The 17,196-nt window shown below is 55.2% G+C and carries 17 protein-coding genes; 8 read left to right on the forward strand and 9 right to left on the reverse strand.

All coding sequences use genetic code 11. The features are described from left to right. Positions 1–13 precede the first annotated feature (13 nt). From ACYX34_RS17930 to ACYX34_RS17950, 5 genes are all read left to right on the forward strand, one after another. Positions 14–601: a hypothetical protein gene (locus tag ACYX34_RS17930; protein WP_462077946.1), complete on the forward strand. Its 588-nt coding sequence runs from the start codon at positions 14–16 to the stop codon at positions 599–601. Positions 602–880: 279 nt separating this feature from the next. Continuing rightward, complete coding sequence (locus ACYX34_RS17935; protein ID WP_462077947.1) at positions 881–1,717, forward strand: caspase family protein; 837 nt, start codon at positions 881–883, stop codon at positions 1,715–1,717. 473 nt (positions 1,718–2,190) lie between these two features. Continuing rightward, a complete protein-coding gene (locus ACYX34_RS17940; protein ID WP_462077948.1) occupies positions 2,191–4,311 on the forward strand; it encodes a patatin-like phospholipase family protein in 2,121 nt (706 codons plus the stop codon). Positions 4,312–4,426: 115 nt separating this feature from the next. Further along, positions 4,427–7,606: a CHAT domain-containing protein gene (locus ACYX34_RS17945; protein ID WP_462077949.1), complete on the forward strand. Its 3,180-nt coding sequence runs from the start codon at positions 4,427–4,429 to the stop codon at positions 7,604–7,606. A 110-nt stretch (positions 7,607–7,716) separates the two neighbouring features. Continuing rightward, entirely contained in the window at positions 7,717–9,276 is a 1,560-nt protein-coding gene (locus ACYX34_RS17950; RefSeq protein WP_462077950.1) for a DUF4062 domain-containing protein, read from the forward strand. Between the two features lie 64 nt (positions 9,277–9,340). Here ACYX34_RS17950 and ACYX34_RS17955 read toward each other — a convergent pair whose 3' ends face one another. Continuing rightward, positions 9,341–9,883 (reverse strand): FKBP-type peptidyl-prolyl cis-trans isomerase, encoded by a 543-nt coding sequence (locus ACYX34_RS17955; protein ID WP_462077951.1) that lies wholly within the window; start codon positions 9,881–9,883, stop codon positions 9,341–9,343. A gap of 330 nt (positions 9,884–10,213) precedes the next feature. Between ACYX34_RS17955 and ACYX34_RS17960 the strand changes: the two genes are divergently transcribed. Then, a complete protein-coding gene (locus ACYX34_RS17960; protein ID WP_462077952.1) occupies positions 10,214–10,513 on the forward strand; it encodes a DUF2934 domain-containing protein in 300 nt (99 codons plus the stop codon). A gap of 300 nt (positions 10,514–10,813) precedes the next feature. Here ACYX34_RS17960 and ACYX34_RS17965 read toward each other — a convergent pair whose 3' ends face one another. The 8 genes from ACYX34_RS17965 to ACYX34_RS18000 form a co-directional block, all read right to left on the reverse strand. Beyond that, complete coding sequence (locus tag ACYX34_RS17965) at positions 10,814–11,413, reverse strand: DUF1579 domain-containing protein (protein ID WP_462077953.1); 600 nt, start codon at positions 11,411–11,413, stop codon at positions 10,814–10,816. Positions 11,414–11,718: 305 nt separating this feature from the next. Then, on the reverse strand, positions 11,719–12,318 hold the full coding sequence (locus ACYX34_RS17970; RefSeq protein WP_462077954.1) for a DUF1579 domain-containing protein: 600 nt from the start codon (positions 12,316–12,318) through the stop codon (positions 11,719–11,721). Positions 12,319–12,395: 77 nt separating this feature from the next. Further along, entirely contained in the window at positions 12,396–12,869 is a 474-nt protein-coding gene (locus ACYX34_RS17975; protein WP_462077979.1) for a VOC family protein, read from the reverse strand. A 42-nt stretch (positions 12,870–12,911) separates the two neighbouring features. Next, entirely contained in the window at positions 12,912–13,292 is a 381-nt protein-coding gene (locus ACYX34_RS17980; RefSeq protein WP_462077955.1) for an iron chaperone, read from the reverse strand. Positions 13,293–13,422: 130 nt separating this feature from the next. Then, positions 13,423–13,869: an SRPBCC family protein gene (locus tag ACYX34_RS17985; protein WP_462077956.1), complete on the reverse strand. Its 447-nt coding sequence runs from the start codon at positions 13,867–13,869 to the stop codon at positions 13,423–13,425. 123 nt (positions 13,870–13,992) lie between these two features. Continuing rightward, the gene (locus ACYX34_RS17990; RefSeq protein ID WP_462077957.1) at positions 13,993–14,289 is read right to left on the reverse strand and encodes a ubiquitin family protein; all 297 of its coding nucleotides are present in this window, start codon (positions 14,287–14,289) and stop codon (positions 13,993–13,995) included. A gap of 84 nt (positions 14,290–14,373) precedes the next feature. Further along, positions 14,374–15,561 carry a WD40/YVTN/BNR-like repeat-containing protein gene (locus ACYX34_RS17995; protein WP_462077958.1) on the reverse strand — a complete coding sequence of 396 codons (1,188 nt, stop codon included), beginning with the start codon at positions 15,559–15,561 and terminating at the stop codon, positions 14,374–14,376. A gap of 55 nt (positions 15,562–15,616) precedes the next feature. Continuing rightward, the gene (locus tag ACYX34_RS18000) at positions 15,617–15,991 is read right to left on the reverse strand and encodes a YciI family protein (protein ID WP_462077959.1); all 375 of its coding nucleotides are present in this window, start codon (positions 15,989–15,991) and stop codon (positions 15,617–15,619) included. Between the two features lie 331 nt (positions 15,992–16,322). On the opposite strand from ACYX34_RS18000, the gene ACYX34_RS18005 reads away from it, so the two are divergent. Then, positions 16,323–16,715 carry a DUF1801 domain-containing protein gene (locus tag ACYX34_RS18005; protein ID WP_462077960.1) on the forward strand — a complete coding sequence of 131 codons (393 nt, stop codon included), beginning with the start codon at positions 16,323–16,325 and terminating at the stop codon, positions 16,713–16,715. A 109-nt stretch (positions 16,716–16,824) separates the two neighbouring features. Beyond that, complete coding sequence (locus ACYX34_RS18010) at positions 16,825–17,196, forward strand: VOC family protein (protein WP_462077961.1); 372 nt, start codon at positions 16,825–16,827, stop codon at positions 17,194–17,196.

Here is a 17,196-nt window from a genome sequence, read left to right on the forward strand (position 1 = left end):
AGCTGAGATTACTATGGTTTTGATTCAGCCAGATGATCAGCAGCTACGGCATGTGCTTCTCTTCAGCGGCCACATGATCGATGCGCCGACGAGGCCGACTCCTCGATTCCCTGCGGCCAAGGAACCGATTGCGGCGCGGAAGATTGCAGAGGCCTTAGCTCGATTCGGCGCTGGTCCTGGGGATCTGGCTCTGACGCAGGGGGCCTGCGGTGGCGATCTGTTGTTCACCGAGGCCTGTCAGCAGCGAGGGGTGAAGGTGCAGTGGCTGCAGCCCTTCGAGGAACCTGAATTCATCCAACGGTCTGTCGTGTGCCACAGCGAGGCGTGGCGGGTCCGATATCTGGCGGCCAAAGCCAAACTGACGACTGAGATTCGCTCCGCGCCACGAGATCTAGGCCCATTGCCTACAGGTGGCGATCCCTATGAACGGTGCAACCTCTGGCTTCTCTCGACGGCCATGTCATATGGTGTCAGAAAAGTTCATTTCATCTGTCTCTGGGACGGTGGGGGAGGTGACGGTCCTGGTGGGACTGCGCATATGTATCAAGAAGTGAACAGGCAGACCGGCCAGGTTATCTGGATTGACAGCCGTACCCTGTAATCGAAACTGACGGAGCTGAATCCATTTCGATACAGGGGTGTATCCTTTTAGATTCTCTATCCTGATCTATCCACACTAGCATTGAGCGAGATGTGTTCCCGTGAGCCTTCCGGGAAGCCTGGGAATGCTGTATTCTCCCTTCCTGTAGTAGAGCCTAAGTGTGACATCGTGCTCGTCCTCCTCCAGCTTACGGAGTGGCAAGTCGCTTGCTTCGTGTTCTAGAGGGGATGGAATCTCAACAGTGTGCAGTGTCGAATATGACCACAGAAAGGAGATGCTATGGCGAAACGAGCGGTGCTCATCGGGATCAACAAATATCAAATTCCCGGGTCAGATCTGAACGGATGTGTCAATGACGTGAAGAATCTGAGCGGGGCACTGAAAACCTATTGTGGATTTGCGGACAAGGACATCACGACCCTCATCGACCTCAAGGCGACGAAGAAGGCGATGCAAACAGCGATTGAGAAATTGATCAAGGGTGGGAAAAAGGGCGACACCTTGCTGCTCCACTATTCGGGACATGGCTCGAATGTGCCGGATGACAATGGGGATGAAGCGGATCACCGTGATGAGATTCTGTGCCCAACCGACCTCGATTGGAAGGATACCCTGCGCGACGACTGGTTGCGAAAGACCTTCGATAAGCTGCGAGTCGGTGTGAGTCTCACCGTGATTATGGACTGTTGCCATTCTGGGACCAATACGCGCGCCATTCTTCCGCCGGATGCGCCGGTCCGAGAACGGTTTCTCCCATGCCCACTGGATCTGATGGCGACTGAATCCGGTCGGAAGCTGCGCGGAACGCTTCGTGGTCAGCTGGGCAAGGCGCCACGCGGACGGAAGCGAAAGAGCGATATCGTCCACGCCGACATTCAAGAGATGTTGATCACGGGCTGTCGCGATACACAGACTTCTGCTGATGCCCATATCGGCGGTACGTATAACGGTGCGCTCACCTATTATCTGGTCGAGTCGATCAAAGAGGCGCGTGGTCAGCTGACCTACCGTGAACTGCACCAGCGGACCATCGCCAAATTGAAGCAGAATGATTACGACCAAGTACCCCAGCTCGAAGGGAAGCGCGCGTCGTTCGATAAGCAGTTTCTCAGCTAGGAAGGCTAAGGGCCCCAGCGGCTTGAACGCATTGTCGGGAATAGCACCCGTGTTTTAGGGAAGTTGCTCTCCACGGGAGAGGGCGAGATCTGCAGGCGTGATACAGGAGATTTCGGTCAACAATTCCCGTGCTGCTTCCTGTAATGAGTATCAGACATTCGATCAGGAGGCGGAGCGGACACTGGCAGAGCATATTCAGACATCGGGTTTTTGGTGCTTGATGGCCGACGGGTTCGCGCAAGGCGCATCAGCAAATTATCCTTGTTCTGAACATGGGCGAATAATCGCATTTCCGTGTTCATTGTCCAGTGTATCGCATAAGCGACAGAGAGGAGGAAGCGATGCCGCAATCTGAAACCCTAGAGCGTGAGATCCGTAAGCGAGAGGCCCATAGCTATCTGAAGGGAAAATATGTGCGGTTTGAGACTGCGGACAGACTGTGGAAACAGCTCAAAGATGATGATGAGATATCATTGGCCCGTTCTGTCATTGCCAAGCTACGGAGTGATAATAAAAACCTTTCCGATAAGGTTCCATTCGATAAGGAAAACAAGCTATGCCAGCAACATGCTGAACTGACCAGCAAAGACCCTGAACTGAGTGTTCAGGTGCGTCACGACGAGGCGCTAGAGATTCTCGGTCGAAAATTTCCACTAGAGGATGCGTCACTCGATGGTAATGGGGAAGTGTTGGGCATTGCCGGAGGAATTTGCAAAAGGCGATGGATGGATTTAGGGCAGTATGAGGATTTGCGCCGTGCTACCGACTATTACATGCGAGGAGCGAAAGGGCCAGTGGGTGACGATGGATATGCCTACATCAACGCAGCCTTCTTGCAAGATCTTCTGGCACATGTCTCTGGGGTCGAGAGCGATACTCGAAGAGAAGCTCGTGCTCTTCGTGAGAAGATTCTCCAAGAACTCACCCCATTAGATAAGATAGCAGATGACTGTCGTTGGTGGAATGCTGCAACGCGTGCCGAGGCTCTATTTGGCCTCGGACGTTATAAAGATGCGGCTGAGGCCTTTGCGGCAGTAACGCAACGCCCAGTACCCTGGAAGTTGCAGACGACAGCACAGCAGCTCGCCACGCTAGCCCATCTGCACAATGATCGCCCACTTAATAATCCGGACATTCATGCGGTGTTCGAGGCACTGCTGCCAGGAGCTGCAACGGTGGCACGTTCGGCGTTAATTGGCAAGGTAGGTCTCGCACTCTCAGGCGGTGGATTTCGGGCGTCATTCTATCATCTGGGAGTGCTGGCGCGGCTAGCTGAGCTAGATGTGTTGCGACACATTGATGTCCTTTCTTGCGTTTCGGGAGGGAGCATCGTCGGAGCCTGTTACTGGTTAATGCTACGCAACCGGTTGTCAGCGCAGGCTCCTCTAGCGCACGCGGACTATATCAAATTGGTTCAAGATCTGATCGAGCACTTCTCCCAGGCTGTTAATCAAAATCTTCGAGGGAGGGCTCAGCCATCCAAGAGAGAAGTTCTCTGGGGCTTTATTACTGGTGATAAAGGCGCGATTGATACTCAAGAAATTGCCGAGGCTCTGGAGCAATACTTTTATAAACCGTTGTGGAATGATGATAAGCCGCTTGATATGCATTATTTACCATTCATACCCAAGGACCATGACCCTGCCCTTACGGGTAGTCAGCACTTCCATCCGGGCAAACACAATTGGTTGCGAAGGGATAGGGTGCCGGCTTTAATCCTAAATGCAACGACGGTGAATACTGGTCATAACTGGCAGTTCACACCGACTTGGATGGGCGAGTCACCTTGGACGATTCACAAAGCGGCGGATAGTGTGCCACGCCTTGAAAGGCATTGGTATGTTCCTCATGAGAAATGGGCGATCTCATTGGGGAGGGCGGTCGCGGCTTCTGCCTGTGTTCCTGGAATTTTTGAGCCACTACGAATCGATGATGCGTATGAGGGATACAAAATCCAGTTAGTTGACGGTGGAGTCTATGACAACCAAGGCACTGCGGCGCTTTTGGCTCATAACTGCACGGTGTTACTTGTTAGCGATGCGGCGGGACAGCTTTTGTTGGAGCAGGCACCCAACCCGGGGGTTGCGGGATTAGCCGCGTACGCGTTGCGTGCTCAAGATACGTTGATGGAGCGGATCCGGGGAGCCAATTATGCAGACTTAGATGCCCGGGTCCGTACGAAGCTGATAAGAGGGTTGCTGTTTCTTCACATGAAAGATGGATTAGATGCCGATTCCATTCGGTTGAAGTTCTCCCAAGAACCATATGAAACACGGCGGGAGCCTTTATCGCGCTTGGGGGTGCGCAAGGATTTCCAAAAAGCGGTTGCAGAATTGCGGACGGATCTGGACGTCTTTACCGAGGACGAATCTAATGCCCTCATGGCTTGTGGGTATCGAATGGCTGCCATGGCGTTTGAATGGGACTTACAACAATTCGTGGAACTCTCCACGACGCCTATTACTGGACAATGGTCCTTCGCCGAGATGCTGAAAGAGGTGGAATCCACGGATGCCTATACATCTCGGAGACAACAATTGCTCGACGCGTTGCATGAAGGGAGTAAACGAAAAATTAAGTCTCTCTCTCCATAGGAGAAATGTCACGTCTGTTCTATACGTGGGGATCGGCTGCAGTCATGACGAAATCCGAACCATTCGTGGAGCCCTCCGAGTAGGCTTGGACGTTTTCTGATGGAGGAATGCACTCATGAGTAGAAAACAGAGAAGTCCGAAGGTGAGTGATGCAGATCGTGTGGTTCGTAATATGGATTGGGATGAGTTTGAGGCCCGGCTGTCCCGATCTACCCGAGAAGGGAAATCACGGGCTGCATCCGATCAGACGTTACGCGACTACTTTGGGCCGGAGAAATTTGAACGTCTCCAACGTCTGGCGGAACGGGTGCGATCGGTACGCAGCAAGCGAGAGCCGCTTCGGGGCAACATTATCTTTATCCCTGGCACCATGGGTTCCGAATTGAGCGTGACGGAAGACGGCGACGATGATGTCGTGTGGATTAGTTTTCTCAGACTTATCGGAGGAGGCATCAACAGACTACGGCTTGCGAAGGATGGGGTCCGGGAAGCCGATCCGAACCTACGGGTACAGCCCAGCGGACTCGACAAGGACAGTTACGCCGAGACGATTTTGTGGTTGAAGGCGTATTGGAACGTAGAGCCGCTTGCCTATGATTGGCGAAAAGACGTGGATCTGGCTGCCGAACGGTTGAAAGAGCTTGTCGAATCCACGTTCAAGGACCAACCGGTCCACATCGTCGCCCATTCCATGGGGGGCCTGGTCTCCCGGAATTTTATTCGGCTCTATCCCAAAGTCTGGAAGGCCATGGTGGAACCGAAGAAAGGGCAGGGCGGGCGACTCATCATGCTCGGCACACCGAACTATGGGTCCCATGCCATTGTGCAGGCCATGGTCGCCAAGGAAAAACTTGTGAAGTGGTTGGCCGCTGCAGACTTGTGTCACGACCTGGATGAGGTGCTTGAAGTGCTGAATGGGTTCGTCGGGAGTTATCAACTGCTCCCGGCTCCCGCCAAACTTCCGGCATCGGAACAAGCGATCTATACCCCGAGCAATTGGGGCTCGTATCCCATCGTGGCGGCACATCTCGTCCGTGCGCGAAAGTTCCATGAGGATCTTGAGGCGTCGGCCACGATCGATCCGGAGCGGATGACCTACATCGCCGGCTGCAACCGGGAAACGGTATGTACCGTCAAGGTCGAGACTCCCGGTCTGTTCGAGTTCGGCGCCACGTGGAACGGTGATGGACGGGTCACGCATGCGCTCGGGCTCTTGCCCGGCGTGCCGACCTATTATGTCGACGAAATTCATGGAGACCTGCAGAAGCATGAGCAGGTGCTCGAAGCGGTGGATGAAATTCTGCGTACCGGGAAGACCGGCGTATTGGCGACACAGCCGGTCGCTGCCCGTGCCATCCGATCGGTCACTTCCGCGCGAGTCCGTGCGGTTCAAGATCGTCAGGATGCCGGGCGGATTCGCCGCATTGCGGAAGAAACGGAGGCGAACGACAGCACGGTTGCCGATCGCCGTCGGGCCGAAGCCTTGCTCAGGCAAGCGGTCATGGCGCAGGCTCCTTCAACATCCCGGGCCGTCACCGATTCGACTGAGGCGAGGGCACGTGAGGAGCAAGTCGAGAAAAAGCCGGTACAGCAGACGCTCTCCCTCAATATAGAGGTGGTCCATGGGGACATTCGCGATATCAAGGCTCCGGCCGTCGTGGTGGGGCACTACCGAGGCGTCCCACCGGTGCGAGCAGTCGGAGCGTTGGACCAGGCGCTCGACCACTGGATTTCCAAAGCGGTCACACGCGGCATGATCGGCGGTGGACTGGGTGAAGTGTTTCTGATTCCAAATCCGCAGAAGGCCCTTGCGGCCAATGCCGTGATTCTTGCCGGGATGGGGGAGTATGGGCGCTTCAACCGGGAGGATCTTAATCTGTTATTCGCCAATGTGACGTATGCGGTCACCGCCCTCGGCTGGCGAGAATTTGCGACCGTTGTCGTCGGCTCCGGAGAAGGGAATTTGTCGTTGGATCAAGCAATGGAAGGCATGCTGGAGGGGGTGGGCTCAGCCCTCGGACGATTGGGAGCGCAAGGGCGGCTCAAGGTCCTCCGTGTAGTGGAATACGAGAAAGACCGTGTGAAGGCCGTCGAAAAGGTCTTGAGAAAGATCGAGGAGAATCACGAGAGTGGGTTGAAACTGACCGTGACGAAAAAGACATTGCCGAAGCGAAGCCGTCGCGCGGCCCCGGTGCCGCCGAACAACCTCGATACGATGCAAGGCAGCCGTATTACCATCGAGCGGGACCGTGATGCATTTCGCTTCTCGGCCATCACGAAGCAAGCCGTGATCCCCGTTCGAGAGGTCGCCGTTCAATCCGCGTACGCGGAAGGGGCTGCCGAATTGCTGAAAGAGTCACGAACGCTGAAAGAACAGCGCAAATACGGGAAACTGTTGCATAGCTATCTGATGCCGGAAGACTTTGAAAGCATGATCGACATGACGCCGCTTACATTGATGGTCGATCGTTCGACGGCGGCCTTTCCGTGGGAAATGGCGGCGTTCGAGCGGCAGGGACAGGTGCTGTTCTACGGACCGGCGCGTCAACTGACACGTCAGTTCCGAACCACCCTGTCCGGTGCTCCCGGACTGATCGCCCCACCCATTCCAAACCGTTTGCGAGTGTTGGTCATCGCTGATCCGGCTCCTGAGGCGGAGTGGCAATTGCCGGGTGCACGGGAAGAGGGTCGAACCGTGGTGAAGATTCTTCAAGCCATGAAGCAGGAACAGGGTATCGATCTCACGATTGAGCAACGGATCGGGGCCAATGAATGTGATCCGGTCGAACTGCTCGCGTTGATCCTGAGCGAAGAATTCGACCTGATTCATTACTCGGGACATGGGGATTTCGACGAGAAGAATCCCACTAAGAGCGGCTGGATTTTCGGGAAGGACAGCATCCTGTCGGCACGGGAGATTTTTCGGGCACGGCGTGTGCCGCGTCTCATTTTCGCCAATGCCTGCTTCTCCGGAGTGATCCGACAGGGGCGACCGTTTACCCTGCAGGAATCGAATCGTAACCTCGCCGGCCTGGCTCAGGCCTTCTTTGAGCGAGGGGTCGAAAATTACATCGGCACCGGATGGCCCGTGGACGATGCGGCGGCCTTGGAGTTCGCGAAGGTCTTCTACACCGAAGCGTTGTCCGGTCAGGAGCTGGGGGCCTCGTTATCGAAAGCCAGAGAAGCGATCCTTGCAAGCGGGTCGACCTGGGGAGCCTATCAGCATTACGGCCAGGCTACGGCGAAATTGCTCACTCTGTCAGGAAGGAACGCAGCAGCCGAACCGGAGTCGTGAGGAGCGTGAGAGCAGCAGCATCGTTGTGAGGCCACAATTGGCGAAACGTGGAGGGGCCGGCGAATAGATGAAACTGCTAACTGTGTATTGAACGGGAAAAGCTGATAACCGTGGAACGACCGCGCTTGTTTCTCTCTGCCGTCAGTGAAGAACTGCGGACTGCCCGGCAGACTATGGCCAGGACGGTCCGCACGCTCGGCTTCGATCCTGTCTCGCAAGACGACTTTCCCACCGGGTATGGCGAGCTGCGTCAGTGGCTGCGCGAGCAACTTGATTCCGCCGAGGGTCTCATCCAGCTTGCGGGCGTCGGCTACGGCGCTGAGCCGCCCGAAGTCGATCCAGACTATGGCCGCATTTCCTACACGCAGTTCGAATTTCTCTATGCCTACAAACAGAAGAAAAAGACCTGGCTCATCGTCATTGACAAGGATTTCCCACGGGATAAGGCATCCGACCAACTTGACCTGCCACGCGACGACAATCATCCCGACCCAGCCAGTTATCAAGCCGAACGGCGAACACTCCAGCAGCACTATCTCGCACGGCTTAGACAGCAGAATCACCTTCGCCATACGGCGAGCAATCTCACCGAATTAGATAACATCGTCCTCCGCTTGCGCGATAAACTGGGTGAATTGCGGCGGGAATGGGATGACTGGCTTCAGAAGGACGCCGGCTTCAAATCTCGCACACTGGCCAAACAAGACTATGCCGAAGCCAAACTGGACAAAGTGGCGGCAATGCTCGAAGCCATTTATGCAGCATCCGCAACCCAAACTGCATCGGAGCGTACAGACGATGTTGTGTTGCGAGCCCAACGCGAAGAGATCGAGGCGCTCCGTGCTCAGGTGCAGGCAGGAGCAGCACAGCATCAGGCTGATCTCACGAATGCGGAAAAGCAATATGTGGCTGAGTTAGCGGCTCGCGATCGAGTCTACGCGCAAGAGATCGTCGTCTTTCGGAAGGCGGTGAAGGATATTGCGGACACACCGGAGGGGGTTGCGGCCTTGACGCGCTTCAACGCCGGCGATGAACCGGGCGCCATCACGGTGTTGGATCAGCTACGGGCGGCGCACAATGCGGCTCGGCAGAAACGGGCCGACCTGGAGAGCGCGGCGGAAGGCCGGCGGATCGCCACGCTGGCGCTGGAAGCCCGCACGAGAGGGAAACTCACGACCGCGCAAGTCATCACGCGATACGAAGAGGTCACGCGGCTCGATCCGGGCGTCCATTGGGATTGGATCGAGTTGGGGCGCTTGTACGAAGACAGTGGCAACTTACCGGGTGCATTGCGGGCGGCCCAAGCTGCAGGCGTGACAGCGGAAGACGAGCGGGACCAATCGGTCGCGAATAACGCCATCGGGGATGTGTTGGTGGCGCAGGGCGATTTACCGGCGGCGCTGACGGCCTTTCGGGCGGGCCTCGGTATCGCTGAGGCCTTAGCGATGCGCGATCCGGCGAACACCGGGTGGCAGCGGGACCTGTATGTCTCATACTGGAGATTGGCAGATCTTGCTGAAAAACAGAAGGCTACTAAGGAAGCACTCACTTATTGGAAACAAGCCTATGACGTGCTGTCTAAGATCGACAAGCGAGGCTTGCATCTGTCACCAGAAGATCGACAGTATTTAGCAACCCTGCAGGAGAAAGTTCGTGCTGGTGCCCAATGATTTCTGCAAACTATTGGCCTAAATCAGTGCGGGGCGGTCACCGCCCCGCACTGGGAAAAAGAGATCACTTCGTTATGGCCTGCGCGACATCCAGCACTTTGACATCAAAGTGCAGCGTTTTCCCGGCCAGTGGGTGGTTGAAATCGAGTACGATCGTCTCGTTCTTCACTTCGGAGATTCGCGGATAGACGGTCTTCCCATCGTTGGTTTTCCCTTCCAACTGCGTCCCCACCTTTTGCGCATCCGCCGGCACCATTTTTCTATCCACTTCCTGAAACGCTTTGGGGTCGACGGTCCCGTAGGCTTCTGTCGGGGCGACGGTCACTTTCTTTTTCTCCCCGACAGCCATGCCCTCCAACGCTTTTTCCAGACCGGGAACGATTTCATGATTGCCTTGCGTCAACTTCAAGGGCTCTCCCCCGACATTGGTATCGACAACCGATTGATCGTCGAGCTTCAGGGTGTATTCGAGGGTGACTTGTTTCCCGTTCGACACGGTCGTCGGCGACCCTCCTTTCTTCACATCGCCGGCTGAGGCACAGGCTGCGGCAAAAAAGAGGATCACGCACCAACCGCAGAATGACGGAAACATCAATGAACGTCTCATAGGGCACCTCCTGTGAGAAGTGGGTTGTGAGTAGACTGGAAAGGGTCGCAAGTGAGATGGGTGCAGACGGGCGATCGGTTCCAGACTCTGTTGTGTGGATACTTTTCACGCTACCACATCATCTCACGTGATGCTACCCACAAAATTTCAACTGTTCTATTGTGAGACAGACTGAAGAAACAGCTCGTATCAATGGTTGGTGATCGGATCGCACTAGGAGAGGCAACAGACAGGATTTTGAAATCTCCGAAGAAAGTTGTATCGGTGACTGATCTGGGTACAATGCGAATGAAGCCATGTTGAGAGGACTACACGTAAAGGAGGAGGATTATGGCGCGTCGGACGAGCGGTGAACAGAGAGAAGCGAACAGCAATGGGCGTCGTGCATCGGACGTCAAGGTAGGCGGAATAATCGGCGCTCGCCGAGCCGGTCAATGGGAGTCGCCTTCCGTCGGACCTACCAACGGAAGGTCAGAGGCTCACACGGAAGGCCAGGCCCATCTCCATCGGCAAATCGCGGAACTCGCCTATGTTCTGTATGAGCGAAGTGGTTTCCAGAACGGGAACGACTTAGACCATTGGCTGGAGGCCGAACGGCAAATCAAAGAACCTCGCGGCCAGGCCGCGTAACGCGGCATCGGAAATCCACTCCAATTGTGTCTGCTCTATCAGGTTGCGGGACACCTCTCCGTTCATCCGTTCGATGAACTCACCGCAGTCTTCGAGAGACCTGTCCTGAGTGGATCGAAGGGCTCAAGCCGAACGGAGCGGTCATTCGATCTCCCGATGTTTTCCGTTCGTGCCGAGCTCTTCGACTTACTCAGGACAGGCTTGTCGAAGCATGAGCCCTTCGGTTGACTCAGGCCAGGCCCTTCGATTGATCCAAAGCAGAGTTGCGTCATACGGCAATCAGCCGTCAGGCATTGGCTCCTATGGTTTCCTGGTATAGGTGATCTCCATCATCTTTGTTTCTTTCCGGCCGTGGTGCGCACTGTACATCTCAACCAGTTGATGATTGGCATCGATGATCTTCCAGATGGCCCGATGAGCCATCGTGCCTCCGCCCGGCTCTGCATGTGTCCCTCGCAGGGTAATGGTTTTTCCGTCGGCGCTCCCGGTTCCCTCCATGATGAAGACGCCGGTGCCTCTCGTATCCACCCAGACCGTGACGTATTTCTTCCGAATGTTGTCATAGGCGTCAATGCTCATGCCGGTGAACGGTTGGCCCATCATCTGGCCGTGGAACTCTTGGTGGAGAAATCGTCCCTCCATCAGCATCCGTGACTCGGCTGTGCCGGTGGATTCCATGGGAGGCTTGCCCGGCTCCATCCATTCCTTCGTGGTGGTGGTCCAGCTGCCGACCAATGTCGCAAAGAGTGCATGCGGTTCGCCGGGTGTGGCGGCTTGCCTCCACAGCTCCATCATGGCGAGCGGGTCCATCGGCTTTTGCGCTTTCTTGTCGTTGGCCAGGGCCGGTGAGACGGCGAGCATGAGGCAGAGTGATGTCAGGACGAGGAATGAGAGTCGCATGATCGTCTCCTTCTGGATGAGGGAATTGTGAACCGTCTTGGTGGTTGTCGTTTCACCCAACATGGATCGACGCACTGTAGCATGGCGTCTGTGCGATTCGCAGGGGTTCAGATCGGCGGTACGGGAATACCGCTTGATGGGAATGGAAGCTTTTCACAACGGGGTGGGGCTATGAGGCGATTTGTTGTATCCCGTTGAGGAGCGTGAAGAGATGGAGAGGATTCGTGGATGATGGGAAGAATGTCCGGACAGGGGAGAAGGAAGGCTGAGAGGCCTGCCTCTCAGCCTGAGAAGCCGAGTCTCCCCTATGGTTTCCTGGTATAGGTGATCTCCATCATCTTCGTTTCTTTCTGGCCATGGTGGGCACCATACATATCGAACTGTTGGGTATTGTCGTCGATCAACTTCCAGATTGCACGATGCGACATCTTCCCTCCGCCTGGTTCAGGATGTGAGCCTCGTAACGTGATGGTCTTGCCGTCCGGGCTGGCGGTGCCTTCCATCATGAAGATCCCGGTTCCCATCGAGTCCATCCACGCAGTCATATATTTCTTGGTCATGTTGTCGTAAGCATCGATGCCGATGCCGTTGAACGGTTGGCCCATCATCTGTCCGTTGAATTCCTGGTAGAGGAATCGTCCGTCCAGCAACATCTTCATCTCGGCAGTGCCGGTGGACTCCATCGCTGGTTTGCCGGGCTCCATCCATTCCTTGGTGCTGGTGGTCCAGCTTCCGGCTAGAGCGGCAAATTGCTTGTGCGGCTCGCCGGGCGTGCCGAGTTGCTTCCAGAGTTCCATCATCGCCTCTTTGTCCATCGGCTTGTCGTGCTTCTTATCCTTGGCAAGAGCAGGGGAAACCATCAACGCAACACACAATGTGGTAACGGTAAAGGATAGGAAACGCATGGGGGCCTCCTTGTGGTTGGTGAACGTATGTGCCATGTGATTTGATCTGATACCAAGTGTCCTGTTCAATAAATATGTCAGCCTCGCCGCGCGGCCTCGATGGCGGCCACGTCGATCTTCTGCATCGTCATCATGGCATCGAAGGCACGTTTGGCCTCCTCGCCGCCTGTCGCCATTGCCTCCATCAGCACGCGCGGCGTGATCTGCCAAGAGACGCCCCACTTGTCCTTACACCAGCCACACTCGCTCTCCTGGCCGCCATTGCCGACAATGGCATTCCAGTAACGGTCGGTCTCCTCCTGATCGTCGGTCGCGATCTGGAAGGAGAAGGCTTCATTATGCTTGAAGGCGGGACCACCATTGATACCCATGCAGGGGATCCCGGCGACGGTAAAGTTCACCGTGATGACCTCGCCCGCCTTGGTGGAAGGGTTATCGCTCGGCGCGCGGTAGATCGTGCCCACGGCGCTGTTGGGAAAAGTCGCCGCGTAGAAACGCGCGGCCTCTTCGGCGTTGTGGTCATACCACAGACAGATCGTATTCTTTGCAATCGTAGACTTGGCCATATCGGCTGCCTTTCTGTTGCGCAATCGCTAAGTGTTCGTCCTGTCCGCTGCGAAGTTCTCGTTCACCCTAAACCTCACGATCCGTCCGATCAAGGTGTAGGGGATGGATCTATCCAGCGGGAACTTTGCTGTCGCCTTCCCACTGAGATAGGATGAGAGCTCTTTCTTGAATTGTTTTCGAATAGTCGTGGTCATCGGATAGATGCTGAGATGGGCTTTAAACCCGGCGAAATAGATCAACGGGCCGTTGAGTTTCAGCGCTGGAATCCCGTAGCTGATCGTTTCTTCAGCGCCAGGTGCCGCTCGCTTGATTGTCGCCCGGATCTTCTGGAGTCTGGTCTGAACGGAACCAGGGAAACCGGCGATATAAGCATCCACTGTTTTGACTATGGCTCGTTTCCGATTCATTGAATCTGCTCGACCAGGTATTGTTTCCCGTGCACGGGGAGCCCTTCTGCCTCATCTGCATTGAACGGGGATTTGTCCACAGAACCTACCAGACATTGCCGGGCAGGTTTCTCAGACCAGCCCAGCTGCGTTACTCGGGAATCTCAGCCTCCACAAGTTTGCCCAGCAAGACCAGTGACTCTTGCCAGCCGAGGTAGCACGCCTCGGGAGGAATCACCGTGGGGACGTTTTCTTGCACGATGTTTACGTCAGTTCCGCACGACACCTGTGTGAGCGTCACTGTCACGTGCATGTCACCCGGAAGGTTTGGGTCATCGAATGCGTCGGTGTAACGGAGTCGTTGGTGTGGCACGAGTTCAAGGTACCTGCCGCCGAACGAGTGGCTCTTGCCGGTTGTGAAATTGGTGAACGACATCCTGAAGGTTCCCCCGACCTTCGCATCCATGTGATGCACCTTCCCCGTAAATCCATTGGGTGGTAGCCACTTCGTCATTGCATCGGAATCAAGAAACGCTCGATAGATCCGCTCGGGTGTTGCACGAAACACACGGTGTAGGCGAATGGTATTGGTGTCCATTATTTTTTCTCCTCATTCCGGATATGAGTGGCCTGGTTTTTCAGTATGCGCGTGGCCGGCCGGAGATACTTGTGCCGGCCTCTATGCATTTAGTCGATCAGGAACATCGAAATCGACAGCCCGCTATCCTCCCGCCATAGCGCCTACGATCAACAACGGCTCGGCCCCACTTGCCACGGTGCCGGGCAGGGGAGTCTCTGTCGGGTGATGCGACAAGTCCTGTTCGCAGGCAAAGAAGCGGATGAACGGTCGACGGCGTCTTGTTACGTGGTCTCGGATCGTGCCTTTCAACATCGGATGCTGACTCTCCAAGACGTCGAGCACAGAGTCCACTGTCACGGTGCCGGCGACGTCCAGTGTGACCTCTCCGCTGATCCTTGCGAGTGTCCGAAGATGTTGAGGCAGAATCACACGTACCATAAGTCACTTTCGGAGGTTTCGAGTTTCACGTTTCGAATCCAGGATATGGAAACCCGAAACCAGCAACTAGAGATTGTTCGCGTTTCAGGCTGACAGTGTTTGGACTTCGACCGACAGCACTGCCGGCAGATCCCGTACGATCGGCTCCCAACGATCTCCTCCATCGGGGGACCCGTAGATTTGACCCCCCGTGGTGCCAAAATAGATGCCGCAGGGATCAAGCTGATCGACCGCCATTGCATCCCGCAAGATGTTGATATAGCAATGGTGTTGCGGCAATCCCTTTGTCAGCGGCTCCCACTCATTTCCTCCGACCCTGCTACGGTACACGCGCAGTTTTCCCTCGGGCGGATAGTGCTCAGAATCGCTTTTGATGGGAACGACAAAGACTGTGTTCGGCTCGTGCGCATGCACCGCGATTGGGAATCCGAAATCGCTCGGCAGATCGCCGCTGATTTCCTGCCATGAGGCTCCGGCATTGTCGCTTCGCAGCACGTCCCAATGTTTCTGCATAAACAGCACGTTGGGGCGCGATGGGTGCATCGCGATGCAATGCACGCAGTGACCGACTTCCGCATCAGGATCGGGCAGCTCAAACTGAGACTTCAAACCTTTGTTTACTGGACGCCAGGTCTGGCCTCCGTCATCGCTGCGGAAGGTGCCGGCGGCTGAGATGGCGACGAAGAGTCGATCGGGATGGTTCTTGTCCAGCACAATCGTATGCAGACACATTCCCCCCGCGCCTGGCTGCCAGAGCTGACCTTTGGCACTTCGCAGGCCTGCCGATTCCTTCCAGGTCTTGCCTCCATCCGTGGACTTGAAGATGGCCGCGTCTTCCGCACCGGCATAGACCGTATCCGGATCGGTCAGCGACGGTTCAAGATGCCACACCCGCTTGAATTCCCAGGGCCGCTGAGAACCATCGTAGTGCTGGTGTGTCGTAAGTGGCTGTCCTGTTTCGGCGGAACTGTCGTAGAGGAACATATTGCTCTCGCCCTTCGGCATGCCGTCGGATCCCATGAGGTCTTCGGGCGTTGTGCCTGGTGGATTCCAGGTTTTTCCACCGTCGTCTGAGCGTTGAATGACTTGACCGAACCAGCTGCTGGTCTGCGACGCGTAGATTCGATCAGGATCAGCAGGAGAGCCCTTCAGATGATACAGCTCCCATCCGCCGAAATGCGGGCCGTTCACCGTCCAGTTTTTGCGTTTGCCGTCTGATGCGATGATGAACGCACCCTTTCTTGTTCCGACGAGTAGCCGAATGGTGCTCATGGGCGACTCCTTTCCGCTTTATCTCGCACAAGCATAGTGGTTTTAGTCTTCATACTCAGCACTGTCCGGTTCCAGGCAATCCAGAAATCTTGGTCACCGGTCGCACCTCGACCGTTCCGATGCGTGCCCCAGGCACTCGTTCGGCAATCTTGATGGCCTCTTCCTGATTCTCGGCGTCGATCAAGAAGTACCCGGCAAGCTGTTCTTTGGTTTCCATGAACGGGCCGTCAGTGACGATGGCGTTACCCTCTCGTATTTGAACAAGAGTCCCAGTATTTTCAGGCTGCAGCGGCGAGGCATGGATATATTGTCCCTTGTTTGCGAGTTGGTGGCAGAGTCGGATGGATTCCGCGAGCATGTCTTTCCTGGTTCCTTCGGGCATGCCCTTGAACACGTCTTCGTTGTGATGAACGAGCAGCAAGTACTTCATGAGGTGCCTCCCGTGACATAAGATAGTCGTTGAAATAGGCGGAAATCGACACAAGGGAGTTGTGTGCTCAAACTTGTTGAAATTGTGTGACGTTTTCTCATGTGGCCGAAACCGCCCCGAGCTGGCAATGTCATTCGTGCCATGAGCTGCCCTCCCGACAGTGCATTCTGTCCTAGATTTTCATGTGATATCGATCCGCATAAGAATCTGTGAAGAAGGACCTACGATTACAACTTGTAGAAACAACGACTCACATGGCATAAGCTGTACCTACGTTCGCCGTGTCTTATGCGGATCGTCCTACCCATTGGTAGGCAACACGAGGAATGAGATGTCTCCAGAGACCATCAGGTACAACAAGCAGCAAGAGCCTCGTCACAAGGAAGTGTGTAACTGTCTTGCCGAGGAAATCGACCGACATCTGTCTGGAGCGGACAATAAGATATGGCATGCGCATCCGGTCTGGTTTTTGGACGGGAATCCCATTGTCGGATACAGCAAACAGAAGCCAGGTGTACGACTGATGTTTTGGAGCGGGGCAGATTTCGACGAAGCAGGATTGAACGTCGTCGGGAAGAAATTCAAAGATGCATCCGTGTTCTATAACGATGTCTCAGAAGTAAGAAAGATGGATTTGCGACGATGGCTGAAGAAAGCCAAGGCGATTCAGTGGGACTATAAGAATCTTGTCAGGCATAAAGGGCGGCTGGAGAAGCTGAAGTAGGGTGCAAGGTACTGAAAACCATTGAACGTATGGCTATATAACCATAACATTTCCATTGGGGTCAGGTTGCGGTTCATACTCGGTGTTGTTTCAAAGCAAGAAGAAGCCTATGAAGGTCACTGAAATCGCGTTTATCTGTTACCCGGTTACTGACCTGAAACGGGCCAGACGATTTTACGAAGAGGTGTTGGGCCTGAAGCAATCACGGATGTTCGGTGCTGAGGAACAAGGGTTCGTCGAGTATGACATCGGTCCCTGTACCCTTGCGATCACCAATTACAGTGCGTCTGATTGGAAACCGTCGTCTGGTGGTGGGTCGGTTGGGCTCGAAGTAGAGGATTACGATGCTGCGATTCAACAACTGAAAAAAAGTGGTTGTCTCTTTCGCGTAGAACCGATGGAAACGCCTGTGTGTCACATGGCCGTCGTTTCTGATCCTGACGGTAATTCCGTGACAATCCACCGGAGAAAATCTGGATGA

The sequence above is a fragment of the Nitrospira sp. CMX1 genome, assembly GCF_054902215.1.